Source organism: Marinobacter sp. JSM 1782161 (genome assembly GCF_011421605.1).
Classification (GTDB): domain Bacteria; phylum Pseudomonadota; class Gammaproteobacteria; order Pseudomonadales; family Oleiphilaceae; genus Marinobacter_A; species Marinobacter_A bohaiensis.
In genome coordinates this window covers 120716-133471 of sequence record NZ_WSSA01000004.1, presented here as the reverse complement: position 1 = coordinate 133471, position 12756 = coordinate 120716, and the positions used below count along the sequence as shown (strand labels likewise).

Here is a 12756-nt window from a genome sequence, read left to right as displayed (position 1 = left end):
AAGCTGCCTTAAGCAGCCCGGAAAGTCCGCGCGAGCCCCATGGCCATGATCGCGCCCACCGGATCAATACGACCAGAGCCGGTATCATGCGAGCCTTAACCCTATTCATCCTGATGGCACTGTCGCTGTCCGGCGCCCGAGCCAGCGCTGGAATCAATATCGTCGTCCGCGATGCCGGGACCGGGTCGCCGGTGCCGAACGCCGTGATCATGCTGCCGGATTCGGGAGCGGCACAGCCACTCGACCAACCGGCGGTCGTGGTCCAGTCCGGTCGCCAGTTCCACCCGCACCTGCAGGTGGTGCCGGTGGGCTCGCTGGTGGAGTTTCCCAACCGGGACAACACCCAGCACCATGTCTACTCGTTTTCGCCGGCACGTCGCTTCAACATCGAGCTGTATTCCGGTCGCCCCGAATCGCCGATCCGCTTTCCCGATCCGGGCGTCGTCGAGCTGGGCTGCAACATTCACGACCGGATGCAGGCGTTCATACTGGTGTCGCCCTACGCCACCAACGTGGTCACGGACGACGCCGGGCGCGCCCGCATTGAACCGGCTCCGGATGCTCCGTTTCCGGTCCGGATCTGGCACGAACGCCTGCCAGACAACACCGCTCCCGAAACGCGGCGCGTCCAGCCGGAAAACGGCTCGATCGAACTGACGTTGACCCTCACACCCGCTCAGGCGGACGACGATCCGTTCGCGGACCTGCAGCGGCGGTTCGACTCCCTGTGATGCCGATGTTCCGCCCGACCGGTTTCCGCGGCCGCCTGCTGGTCGCCATGCTCGCCCTGGCGCTGGTGACCAGCCTGGTCATCGCCGCCGCGTTCATGGTGTCCACCTTCCGGGACGAAGAGAACCGCGCCCGGGAACGCCTGCAGGTGGCCAGCGGCGTCATCCGGGAAATCCTCGCCCGTCGCAACCAGTTGCTGGTCAACACCCTCAATGTGCTGGTGGACGACTTCGGCTTCCGGTCCGCCATTGCCAGCGGCGACCAGGCCACCCTGTCCAGCGCCCTGGACAACCACAGCCAGCGTTTCCGCGCCGACCTGGCCATGCTGGCCGACCGCGACGGCAACGTGATCAACAGCCTGCAAACGCTGGCGCCGGGCAAACGCGTGCCGTTTCCCGCCCTGCTGGACGAAGCCAACCGCCGGGGCGCCGCCGCCAGTCTGGTCATCTGGGACGAGCAGGCGTTCCAGGCGCTGATGGTCCCAGTACAGGCGCCGGGGCTCAAGGCCTGGCTGGTGATGGGCTACAGCCTCGACAACCGCTTCGCCCGGGAAATCAGCGAACTCACCGGTGTGGACGTGGTCTTCGAATCCCGGGAATCACCACCGCGGGCGTTCGGCCACAGCATGGTCCAGCGCAATCCCGCCTCGATCATGGCAGCGGTGCGTGACAGCGGAGAGCAGGCCAGCATGAGCGGCGACCATCGCTACTTCAGCCAGACCACCCGCCTCAACGCCGACGACAGTGCTCCGGTCCGGGCGCGCCTGCTGCTGGACCGCCAGACGGCGCTGGCCAACTACTATCGCCTGGCCTGGAACCTGACCCTGCTGGTGGCCGTCTGTCTGGGAGTGGCCTGCCTGCTGGCCCTGGCGCTGGCCCGCGCCCTTGGCAAGCCGGTGCTCCACCTGGCGCGCTACGCCGACGACCTGGGTGACGACCTCACTGCCGTGCCACCGCCGCTGACAGTACGTGACGAGCTGGGACGGCTGGCCCAGGCGCTGTTCGCCATGAGTCGGCGCATCCGCCACCGCGAGCATCGCATTCATCACGACGCCAGCCACGACAGCCTCACGGGCCTGCCCAACCGGCTGGCGCTGGACCGGCACCTGCGCCGACAGCTCGAATCGGGCCGGCCGGGTTACCTGCTCAGCCTGTCGATCGTGGGGCTCAAGGAGCTCAGCGAAACCCTGGGCTACGATTTCGGCGACCGGGTCATCATCGCCACCGGCCTGCGTCTGCGCGGGGCACTGGACCACCGGTGTCCGCTGGGACGCACCGGCGGCAACGAATTCATGACCTTCCTGCCCGGGCGCGACCGGGAGCGGCTGGAGGCGGAACTGGCGCAGCTGCGCCAGGTGGCCGAAGAAACCATACTGATCAGCGGCACACCGGCCTCGGTGAGCCTGTGCGCGGCGATCCTGCACCTGCCAGACCAGGCCGCCTCCCTCGACGACATCCGCCGCCGGGTCAGCCTCACCATGGACAGGGCCCGCTATGGCGAGACGCGCTCAGCCTTCTATGCGGTCGGCGGTGACGAGCTGCACCTGCGGGAGCTGGCCATCATCCGCGATCTGCACACCGCCATGGAAAACAACCAGTTGACCATGGTCTACCAGCCCAAGGTCCGCTTCCAGGACGGCACTGTGGCCGCGGTCGAAGCCCTGGTGCGCTGGACCCATCCCCAATTGGGGCCGCTCAACCCGGAGGAGTTCATCGCCCTGGCGGAACGCTCCGGCCAGATCCACACACTCACCGAACATATCCTGCGGCGCATCCGGCGGGACGCCGGCCAGTGGCAGGAAGCGGGGCTGCGCGAGCTGGGCATCGCCGTCAATCTGTCGGCCCTCGACCTCAACAACCCGCGCCTGCCGGATCTGGTGGACGGCGTTTTCGCCGACTGGCCGCGCCCGCTCAATACCCTGACCTTCGAAATCACCGAAAGCGCCGCCATGGTGGATACGCAAGCGGCCATGCGCGCCCTGGCGCGACTGCGGGAGCTGGGGGTGCGCCTGTCTGTGGACGACTTCGGTACCGGCTACAGTTCGCTGGCGCAAATGCGCCAATTGCCGGTGCAGGAACTGAAGATCGACAAGTCCTTCGTGCTGCGCCTGGACGCCACGCCCCAGGACCAGCTCATCGTGCGCTCCACCATCGACATGGCCCACGGGCTGGGGCTCGGCGTGGTCGCCGAGGGCGTGGAGAACGAGGCCAGCTGGCATCTGCTGCGCCACTGGGGCTGCGAACTGGCCCAGGGCTACCTGATCAGCCGGCCGCTGCCCGCGTCCGAACTGGCCGGCTGGCACGCCGCTTTCCGTGAGCAGGCCGCACAACTCACCCAGGACCGGCCCCGCCGGGCGGTCACCGACAGGAGTCAATCGTGAAACGGGTCAGCGCTCTTCTCCTCGTTCTGTTTTCAGCCTCGCTGGCGGCGGCCCCCGGCAGCCGGCTCTGGGGCACCGGCGGCTTGACCACCATTGAAGGCAGCGCCGGCGGTGGACTGGTCCCGATGGCCGTGCTCACCGGCTACGCCAGCGACCGGGAGTGGGGCGCCTCGATCGCCTTGTCCCACGCGCCGCTGGACGACTACACCGTGGACGTCACCGCCGCGGCGCTGAACTGGCGCAACCGCATCGAGGTGAGTGTCGCACGCCAGACCCTGGACCTGGACACCCTGGGGGCCGCACTCAATGAAGACGAGCTGCAGCAGGACATTTTCGGCCTCAAGCTGCGGCTCTTCGGCGACGTGCTCTACGGCCGCTACGGCCAGTGGTCCCTGGGTCTCCAGCACAAACGCAACCGCACGTTTACGGTGCCGGAGGCGGTGGGTGCCGAGGACGACAGCGGCACCGACCTGTACCTGGCCGGCACTAAGGTGTTCCTGGCCGGCGTGTTCGACCGCAACCTGCTGGTCAACGGCGTGGTGCGCGGAACCCGGGCCAACCAGGGCGGGCTGCTGGGCTTCGGCGGCGACGAGAATGACAGCTACGAGCTGGTGTTCGAGGGCAGCGCCGGCGTCTTCGTGACCCACCGGTGGCTGGTGGGCGGCGAGTACCGGCAGAAGCCGGATAACCTTGGATTCGCCGAGGAAGACGACTGGTACGACCTGTTCGTCGCCTGGGTCCCCAACCGGCACCTCGCGGTGACCGCCGCCTGGGTCAACCTCGGCGGCATCGCCGGCCTGGACGACCAGCAGGGCGCCTACCTGTCCCTGCAGGGCAGTTTCTGAGTAAGGGGAGTTTTGCGATGACCAGAACGATCACCGGTTTGCTGTTGGGCCTGCTGCTGGCGGGCTGCCAGAGCCTTGCCGGGCCACCAGCGGAGGACACGCTTTACCAGGATCTGGGCGAACGCACCGGCATCGCCAACATCGTGCGCGACCTGCTGTACGTGGTGGTTGAGGACGAACGCATCGCCGAGACTTTCCGCGGCGTGGACATCGCCAGCCTGCACCGCAACCTGACCGACCAGATCTGCTACCTGGCCAACGGCCCCTGCACCTATTCCGGACGCAGCATGGAAGCCTCACACGCCGGCCTGGGCATCGACGAGACCGACTTCAACGCCCTCGCCGAAGACCTGATCCTGGCCATGGAGCAGAACGACGTGCCGGTATCGGCGCAGAACCGCCTGCTGAAACGGCTGGTGCCGCTGCACGACGAGATTGTCGATATCCCGGCGCCGCGACCGTCATCCAATTGACGTGACCGACAAAGTCGCTAAGCTCTCGTTTCCATTTGAAAAAGGATATCGCCATGTTGGAGAACGCGGATCTTGGCAAGCTGATCGTCCGGCTGACCCTGGGCGGGCTGCTGCTGTTTCACGGCATCTCGAAGCTGTTCAACGGCGTGGGCTTCGTGGAATCGCAACTGGTCAGCCACGGGCTGCCGGCGTTCCTGGCCTACGGTGTCTACATCGGGGAAATCATCGCCCCACTGATGGTCATCCTCGGCTACCAGACCCGCATCGGCGGGCTGATCATCGCCATCAACATGATCGTCGCCATCGCCCTGGTGCACATGGGCCAGTTGATGAGCCTGGGCCAGTCCGGCGGCTGGGCGCTGGAGCTGCAGGGCTTCTTCCTGTTCATTGGCCTGGCGCTGGTGTTCCTCGGCCCCGGCAAATACAAGCTGCACTCCTGAAAGAGCATGCCGGAAACGGTGCTCCGCGCCGTTTCCGGGTCTAGAATAGACGGACACACCCCCGAGCAGACACCATGACACATACGCTCAAACCCGGCCGCTACCGGCACTACAAGGGCAAGGACTACGAAGTGATCGGCGTCGCCCGTCACAGCGAAACCGAAGAGGAACTGGTGGTCTACCGCTGCCTCTACGGCGACCAGAGTCTCTGGGTTCGACCGCTCAGCATGTTCCGGGAAACGGTCGAAGTCGCCGGCGAATCGGTCCCCCGGTTCAGCTATCTGGGCTGATGCCCGCCGGCGGCCTTTGACTCCGCTGGTCATTTCCTGCACATTAGCGCGCTTTTCAGAAACCCCCTAAGGAAAAGCGCCATGAATGCTGTTGTTGCCGCTGTCGGCATCATGCTCATCCTGAGCCTCTGTCGAATCCACGTCGTCGTTGCCCTGATCATCGGTGCCATCGCCGGCGGCCTGATCAGTGGTCTGTCCCTGGAAGCCACCATCAACGCCTTCAACAGCGGCCTGGGCGGCGGCGCCACCGTGGCCCTCTCCTACGCCACCCTGGGCGCGTTCGCCGTGGCCATCGGCAAATCCGGCCTGGCCCACGCCCTGGCGGACAAGGCGCTGGCCCTGGTGGGGCGCCAGGACAACGGGCAGGGCGGCGCGATCAAGTTCGTGATGATCGGCCTGCTGCTGGCCATCGCCATCTCGTCCCAGAACATCCTGCCGATCCACATCGCCTTCATTCCGCTGGTGGTCCCGCCGCTGCTGTACGTGATGGCCAGGCTGCGCCTGGACCGGCGCCTGGTGGCCTGCGTGCTGACCTTCGGCCTGATCACCCCCTACATGTTCCTGCCGGTGGGCTTCGGCGGCATCTACCTGAACGAAATCCTGATGGCCAAGGTGGAAACCAACGGCGTCGCCCTGGACGGCCTCAACGTGATGCACGCCATGGCGCTGCCGGCGCTGGGCATGCTCACCGGCCTGCTGGTGGCGGTGTTCTTCACCTACCGCAAGGGCCGCGACTACGACATGAAAACCATCGAGCGCACCGAACGGGTGGACATCCAGTACAGCCAGTGGACGCTGATCATGGCCCTGGCGGCCATCGTGGTGGCGTTCGTGGTGCAGCTGATGCTGGATTCCATGATCCTGGGCGCGCTGGCCGGCTTCGTGCTCTTTAACGTCTCCGGCGTAGTGAAGTGGAAGGAAGCGGACGACCTGTTCACCGAAGGCATGAAGATGCTGGCGATGATCGGTTTCATCATGATCGCCGCCTCCGGCTTCGCCGAGGTGATGCGCGAGACCGGCGACATCAAGACGCTGGTGGAAAGCTCCGTCGGCGCCATCGGCGACAACCAGGCCCTGGCGGCGCTGCTGATGCTGGTGGTCGGGCTGCTGATCACCATGGGCATCGGCTCGTCCTTCTCCACCATCCCCATCATTGCCGCGATCTACGTGCCGCTGGCGCTGCAACTGGGCTTCAGCCCGCTGGCGATCGTCGCCCTGGTGGGCACCGCCGGCGCGCTGGGAGATGCCGGCTCACCGGCCTCGGACTCCACCCTCGGACCCACCGCCGGCCTCAACGCCGACGGCCAGCACAACCACATCTGGGACACGGTGGTGCCGACCTTCCTGCACTACAACCTGCCGCTGCTGGCGTTCGGCTGGCTGGCGGCGATGACGCTGTAAGGCTTACCAGAATCGCTAACGAAAAAGGCCCAACCAGTTGCTGGTTGGGCCTTTTTTTGGATCAGATTCGCAGGGTACCCGATCAATGTAGCGGAAGCTTCAGCTTCCGGGCCTCTCGCAGGGCAGCCGGGTTCTGGTCCCGATGCGGGGGAACCTTGGGGCCCTGGCGGGCCCTCCGAAGCTTAAGCTTCGGCTACATTTGAAAACAACGCTTTATCCGTCGTCTTCGCTGTCATCCGCCGCCGCCTTGAAGAACACCACCTGCTTGACGGTGTGATCGTCCTCGTTGTCACGCTTGTTGACCCGGGTCTCCAGCTCGCCGATGGGCTCACCTTCGGGGGTCTGGGCATCCTCGAAGCCGCACGCCACGCACTCGCGGAACTGGCCTTCGTCGGTCTGCTGCATCTTGATCTTGTCCATCTCACCGCAGCGGGGGCAGATGGCGCCGGCAATAAAGCGTTTGGGGGTCGCCATGGGCTCTCCACAGTGTTGGGGCGACCCGTTGGCCGCCCCGGATTCTCGTTCAGTGATCAGGCCGCCTGCGGGGTGATACCGCTCTGGCGCAGCAGGGCGTCCACCTGGGGCTCGCGACCCCGGAAGGCCTTGAACAGCTCCATGGGCTCGCGCGAGCCGCCGCGCTCCAGGATGTTCTCCAGGAACGACCGGCCGGTGGCGGGATCAAAAATGCCCTTCTCCTCGAACAGGGAAAAGGCGTCCGCCGCCAGCACCTCGGCCCACTTGTAGCTGTAGTAGCCCGCCGCGTAACCGCCGGCGAAGATGTGGGAGAAGGCGTTGGGGAACCGGTTGAATTCCGGCGTCTCGGTGACGGCGATCTCGGACCGCACCTGACGGTACATGTCCAGCGGGTTCACCGGAGCCTGTGGGGTGAACTCGGCGTGCAGGCGGAAATCGAACAGCGAGAATTCCAGCTGCCGCACCATCTGCATGCCGGACTGGAAGTTCTTCGCCGCCAGCAGCTTGTCGAGCAGGTCCTGGGGCAGCGGCTCGCCCGTCTCGTAATGTCTGGCGATCAGCCCCAGGGATTCCGGATTCCAGCACCAGTTCTCGAGGAACTGGCTGGGCAGCTCGACGGCGTCCCAGGCCACCCCGTTGATGCCGGACACGTCCGCCACCTCGACCTGGGTCAGCATGTGGTGCAGGCCATGGCCGAACTCGTGGAACAGGGTGGTGACCTCGTCGTGGGTCAGCAGCGCCGGCTTGTCACCCACCGGCGGCGTGAAATTGCAGGTCAGGAACGCCACCGGCTTCTGCAGGGTGCCGCGCAGGTTGCGCCAGCGCACCCGGCAGTCCGCCATCCAGGCGCCGCCACGCTTGCCCTGACGCGCGTAGAGGTCGAGGTAGAACCAGGCCACCGGCTCGCCACCGCGGCTGATGCGGTAGGCGTTGACGTCGTCGTGCCAGGTTTCGGCGTCGTTGTCCGCCTCGATGGACACGTCGAACAGGCGCTCGGCCACCTGGAACAGGCCGCCCACCACGGTGTTGACCGGGAACCAGGGGCGCAGGGTTTCCGGCGAGATGTCGTAACGCGCCTGGCGCAGCTTCTCGCTGTAGTAGCCGATGTCCCAGGCTTCCAGCTCGTCCACGCCGAACTCGTCGCGGGCGAACGCCTTGAGGTCGTCGTACTCCTGCACCGCCACCGGCCGCGACTTGGCCGCCAGCTCCTGCAGGAACTGCATCACCTCGTCGACGCTGCGCGCCATCTTGGTGGCCAGGGAGCGCTCGGCGTAGTTGTCGAAGCCCAGCAGCTGCGATTGCTGGTGACGGCGTTTGAGGATCTCCGCCATCACCGGCGTGTTGTCCCACTGGCCGCCATCCGGACCCACGTCGGACGCGCGGGTAACGAACGCCTCGTAGACTTCGCGGCGCAGCTCGCGGTTGTCGCCGTAGGTCATGACCGGGAAGAAGCTGGGGAAATCCAGGGTGATAACGAAGCCGTCCAGATCACGCTGCTGCGCGGCCTGACGCGCACCATCGAGCGCCGACTCGGGGACGCCCGCCAGTTCGCTCTCGTCGGCGATGTGCTTGAACCAGTGCTGGGTGGCGTCCAGTACGTTGTCGCTGAAGCGATTGGTCAGCTCTGACAATTCCTTGGACAACTCGGCAAACTGCTTCTTCTCGTCGTCGGGCAGGTCGACACCGCCCAGGTGGAAGTCGCGCAGGGTGTTGTCGATGGCCTTGCGCTGGGCTTCATCCAGCTTCTGGAAATCCGGGCCCTCGGCGAGCCGCTTGTAGGCGTTACACAGTTCGGTGTTCTGGCTCAGCTCGGTACCGTACTCGGTCAGTTTTTCCAGGCAGCGCTTGTACACCTGGCGCAGCTCGTCGCTGTTCATCACGCCGTTGAGGTGAGAGATAATGGAAAAGGCGTTGTTCAGGCGATCGTCCAGGGACTGCATGGGCTGGAACAGCGTGTCCCAGGTCGGCTCGGCCTGGCTGGCCAGGTCCTGGATCTGCATGCGGTTGTCGCTCAGGATCTGGTCGATGGCCGGTTCCATATGCTCGACGCGGATGTGGTCGAAGCGGGGCAGCAGGTCATCACTCAGCAGGGGATTGTTCATGGGGCTCCTTTCTCACTCGCTCACTCGCCGATATTCACCGAGTTGGTTGATTCCGACAGCGTTCGCCGGATCGGGTCGCTGATGGATCGTTTGCGGGCGCCGCCGGGACCGTGACAGGCACGGGACCGGTGCTCTACTGTAGGACTCATCATACGCCAACGCCGCCCGCAAGCGGATAGACATAGGATCTATGTAATGACTCAAGTACGTTCTCACAAGGGGTACAGCCCAAAAACCGGCGATCGCGTGTGGATCGACCCCAGCGCCGTGGTGATCGGCGACGTGGAACTCGGCCCCGATGTCTCCGTCTGGCCGATGACGGTCATCCGTGGCGACATGCACCGCATCCGCATCGGCGCCCGCTGCAGCATCCAGGACGGCTCGGTCCTGCACATCACCCACGCCAGCGACTACAACCCGGACGGCTACCCGCTCACCCTGGGCGAGGACGTCACCGTCGGCCACAAGGCGCTGCTGCACGGCTGCACCATCGGCAACCGGGTGCTGGTGGGCATGGGCTCGATCATCATGGACGGCGCCGTGGTGGAGGACGAAGTGATCGTCGCCGCCGGCTGCCTGGTGCCGCCGGGCAAGACCCTGGAATCCGGCTACCTGTATGTCGGCAGCCCCTGCAAGCAGGCGCGCCCGCTGACCGACAAGGAACGCGGTTTCTTCACCTACACCGCCGCCAACTACGTCAAACTCAAGGACGAATACCGCGCCGACGCGACCACCTCCGGCTGAGGCAACGGCTGTGGTTTTTTCCTGATCCAGATCCAAAAATCGCCTCTTGAAATCCATCCGGGCGATCCTACATTCGAAACTAGCCAGTTCAGGAAACCCTGTTCAGTAGGCGCCACTGACGGGATCTTCCTTGAACGGAGCTGATGTCGTACGTCCCCGGTCGATCCGGGGACGACTCAACATGATTTCAGGTTCGTTTTGGAGGACTACACCATGAGCAATCTCACCCGTTGGAATCCCATCAGCGAATTCGAGGATCTGCTGGATCGCTACAACCGCCACTTTGGCTTCCCGGCCACACGGGGCGAAGGCGAAGGCCGCGACCTGTTCCGCCGCAGTGACTGGGCGCCGGCCGTCGATATCCGGGAGACACCGGAAGCTTTCGAGATCCAGGCGGAACTGCCGGGCATCAACAAGGAAGATGTGAAGGTCACCGTGCACGACGGCGTGCTGACCCTGCAGGGGGAACGCCAGAAGCAGGAGGTGTCCGGTGAAGGCAAAACCCACCGGGTCGAGCGCGTCTACGGCTCGTTTATCCGCCGCTTCACGCTGCCCGACAACGTCTCGGAGAACGACATCAACGCCACCTTCAAGGATGGCGTGCTGTCCCTGAGCCTGAGGAAAGTGGAGCCCGCGCAGCCGCGCTCCATTGAGGTTCAGGTGGAATAGGCGGGTGATGTATCCCGCCGGCAGCGGGAGCCCTCAGGCTTCCGCTGCGCCTTTCGCCCCGAATTTCTTCAGGGACGCCACGTACTCGCCGCTGCGACCGTGTTCGCTGATGTGGTCGAGAATGGTCTGGCCGTTCTCGCTCAGGGCGTTGAGGTCGCGACCGGCCTCGGTAAAGAACACCAGGAAGCGCTCGAAATCACCGGCTCGCATGGCCTGGTACGCCTTGATGAGCACCTGGTAGTCCGGATTGAGAGACGTGTCGTACGGCGTGATGAACAGGAAACTCTTGACCCGTTCGTCGCTCCATTCCTCGCCAATCACCTTGGGTTTATCCGGTCCACTCATAACTGCCCTCATCAATTTGATCTGATTATCCTCAGGCTGACCTGGGTGCCTGAAGGGGCGACAGTATAACGGGCTTGGGCCGCGAACGTTATATGAATAGCGAATGAGCACCTGACCCGCTGTCATAAGAGACTGAATCGGCGGGCTTTCAGGGATTGATCTCGATCGGCAGGTCGCTGGTGTCCGCCGCCGCCGAGCATTCCGGATCGCGCACGGTGATTTCCACCCGGCGATTGCGGGCGCGGTTTTCCGGCGAACTGTTGGGCACCAGAGGATTGGTCTCGGCCCGGCCCGCGGCGACCACCCGCTCGGCCGGGATACGACGGTTCATCACCAGCTCATGCACCACCGATACGGCGCGGGCCGCCGACAGATCCCAGTTGGAGCGGTAGCGGCTGCTGACGATGGGGCGGTCATCGGTGTAGCCCGCCACCACCACATCACCACTGCACTGCGCCAGCACATCCACCACCCGGTCGATGATCGGCCCCATCTCCGGCTTCAGCTCGGCGCGGCCGGACTGGAAGGTGGCGTCCTCGGCGAAGCGCATCACCACTTTCTCGGTGTCGTAGCGGACATTGACCGCCTCACTGGCCACTTCATCTTCCAGCTGACGGATCAGGCGCGAAGCCAGTTCGGTGACGCCTTCGGGCACTTCGGTGATCGGCGCGCTGCTGCCGGGGCTGTCGTCGATCAGTTGGGGGACATCGGGTTGAATCACGGCCGGTTCCGGCGCGGGCGTCGGCGGCGGCGTCTCACTTTCGATCAGGGTCAGGGGGCTGCCGCCCACAGCGTCGTCCTGGATCACGCTGCTGCCGAAGGCGCCCGCCAGGGACTGGGCCATGGTCTTGTACTTTTCCACATCCATGCTGGAGTAGGACAGCAGCAGGATGAAGAAGGTCAGCAGCAGCGTCGCCAGATCGGCGAAGGTGACGATCCAGCTGGGGGCGCCGCCGTCACCTTGCTTCTTCTTGCGCTGCCGTGCCGTGGAGGCCACCGCCATGGATCAGGCCTCCCGTTCCCGCGCCAGCACCTGCTGCTGTTCCGGAGTGATGTAGGCGGACAGCAGTTCGGTGATCACCCGCGGGTTCTGCCCTTTCATGATGTTCTGGATGCTGGTGATGATCAGCGTCATGTTGCGCTGCTCGTCTTCCGCCTTGAGCTGGATCTTGTCCGCCAGCGGCAGGGCGATCAACTGGGCGATGAAGGCGCCGTAAAGGGTGGTCAGCAGGGCGATGGCCATGGCCGGACCGATGGAGGAGGGATCGTCCAGGGTGTTGAGCATCTGCACCAGACCCACCAGGGTCCCCAGCATGCCGATGGCCGGCGCCGACTCGCCGATGCCGCGGAAGATCCGCTCGGCCACGTCGTAGCGTTCCATGCGCTGCTGCATATCTTCCAGCAGGGCTTCCTCGATCAGCTCGGGCGGATGGCCGTCAACGCACAGGTTGATGCTTTTCCTGAGGAAATCGTTGTCGGTCTCATGGGACTCCAGCCCCAGGATGCCTTCCTTGCGCACCACCCGCGCCAGCTCGGCGACGTTGCGGATCAGCGCCAGCGGCTTGTCGGTCTTTTCCCGGAAAACCGTGCTCAGGGCGAGGCGAAAGGAGCTGGTCACCGACGCCAGGCGAAACTTGACGAGGGTCACCGCGAAGGTGCCGCCCAGGACAATCATCAGGCCGGGAATGTTCAGGAACGTACTGAGGGTCGCGTCGGCCAGCATCGCAACCGTGACAATCGCCACGCCGGCGATCAATCCGACTAGCGTCAGGATATCCATGGAATGCCTTTTATGGTTCTCGGAGGCGGTCGTGCAGCCTCCCGGTCAATCGCACTCCAGAGAGAATAGCCTACTTGGCCTCCC

14 protein-coding genes are annotated in these 12756 nt (G+C 64.8%); 9 read left to right on the top strand and 5 right to left on the bottom strand.

The genetic code is table 11. The features are described 5' to 3' along the window. Positions 1-86: 86 nt before the first annotated feature. The 7 genes from GQB00_RS17000 to GQB00_RS16970 all read left to right on the top strand — a co-directional run bounded on the left by GQB00_RS17000 (position 87) and on the right by GQB00_RS16970 (position 6558). On the top strand, positions 87-731 hold the full coding sequence (locus tag GQB00_RS17000; RefSeq protein WP_165857192.1) for a methylamine utilization protein: 645 nt from the start codon (positions 87-89) through the stop codon (positions 729-731). A gap of 5 nt (positions 732-736) precedes the next feature. Continuing rightward, positions 737-3109, top strand: coding sequence for an EAL domain-containing protein (locus GQB00_RS16995; RefSeq protein ID WP_165857191.1), 2373 nt, complete (start codon positions 737-739; stop codon positions 3107-3109). Beyond that, positions 3103-3954 (top strand): DUF3034 family protein, encoded by an 852-nt coding sequence (locus GQB00_RS16990; protein ID WP_165857454.1) that lies wholly within the window; start codon positions 3103-3105, stop codon positions 3952-3954. The genes GQB00_RS16995 and GQB00_RS16990 overlap by 7 nt, the downstream gene beginning before the upstream one ends. A 17-nt stretch (positions 3955-3971) precedes the next feature. Next, complete coding sequence (locus GQB00_RS16985) at positions 3972-4427, top strand: group I truncated hemoglobin (RefSeq protein ID WP_165857190.1); 456 nt, start codon at positions 3972-3974, stop codon at positions 4425-4427. A gap of 53 nt (positions 4428-4480) precedes the next feature. Then, complete coding sequence (locus GQB00_RS16980) at positions 4481-4867, top strand: DoxX family protein (protein WP_111498439.1); 387 nt, start codon at positions 4481-4483, stop codon at positions 4865-4867. A 74-nt stretch (positions 4868-4941) separates the two neighbouring features. After that, positions 4942-5157, top strand: coding sequence for a DUF1653 domain-containing protein (locus GQB00_RS16975; protein WP_111498438.1), 216 nt, complete (start codon positions 4942-4944; stop codon positions 5155-5157). An 81-nt stretch (positions 5158-5238) separates the two neighbouring features. Beyond that, positions 5239-6558 (top strand): Na+/H+ antiporter family protein, encoded by a 1320-nt coding sequence (locus GQB00_RS16970; RefSeq protein ID WP_111498437.1) that lies wholly within the window; start codon positions 5239-5241, stop codon positions 6556-6558. Positions 6559-6771: 213 nt separating this feature from the next. Here the strand turns inward: GQB00_RS16970 and GQB00_RS16965 are convergent, their stop codons facing one another. Both GQB00_RS16965 and prlC read right to left on the bottom strand, forming a co-directional pair. Beyond that, positions 6772-7032, bottom strand: coding sequence for a YheV family putative zinc ribbon protein (locus GQB00_RS16965; protein WP_111498436.1), 261 nt, complete (start codon positions 7030-7032; stop codon positions 6772-6774). A 56-nt stretch (positions 7033-7088) separates the two neighbouring features. Further along, a complete protein-coding gene (prlC, locus tag GQB00_RS16960) occupies positions 7089-9134 on the bottom strand; it encodes an oligopeptidase A (protein ID WP_165857189.1) in 2046 nt (681 codons plus the stop codon). Positions 9135-9329: 195 nt separating this feature from the next. On the opposite strand from prlC, the gene GQB00_RS16955 reads away from it, so the two are divergent. Together GQB00_RS16955 and GQB00_RS16950 are read left to right on the top strand one after the other, a co-directional pair. Beyond that, complete coding sequence (locus tag GQB00_RS16955; RefSeq protein WP_111498434.1) at positions 9330-9878, top strand: gamma carbonic anhydrase family protein; 549 nt, start codon at positions 9330-9332, stop codon at positions 9876-9878. Between the two features lie 213 nt (positions 9879-10091). After that, positions 10092-10547: an Hsp20/alpha crystallin family protein gene (locus tag GQB00_RS16950; protein ID WP_165857188.1), complete on the top strand. Its 456-nt coding sequence runs from the start codon at positions 10092-10094 to the stop codon at positions 10545-10547. 33 nt (positions 10548-10580) lie between these two features. Here GQB00_RS16950 and GQB00_RS16945 read toward each other — a convergent pair whose 3' ends face one another. From GQB00_RS16945 to GQB00_RS16935, 3 genes are all read right to left on the bottom strand, one after another. Further along, entirely contained in the window at positions 10581-10892 is a 312-nt protein-coding gene (locus GQB00_RS16945) for a PA4642 family protein (protein WP_111498433.1), read from the bottom strand. 148 nt (positions 10893-11040) lie between these two features. Then, positions 11041-11895, bottom strand: a complete 855-nt coding sequence (locus GQB00_RS16940) for a flagellar motor protein MotB (protein ID WP_111498432.1) — start codon at positions 11893-11895, stop codon at positions 11041-11043. Between the two features lie 3 nt (positions 11896-11898). After that, positions 11899-12672, bottom strand: coding sequence for a motility protein A (locus GQB00_RS16935; RefSeq protein WP_111498431.1), 774 nt, complete (start codon positions 12670-12672; stop codon positions 11899-11901). Positions 12673-12756: the final 84 nt, after the last annotated feature.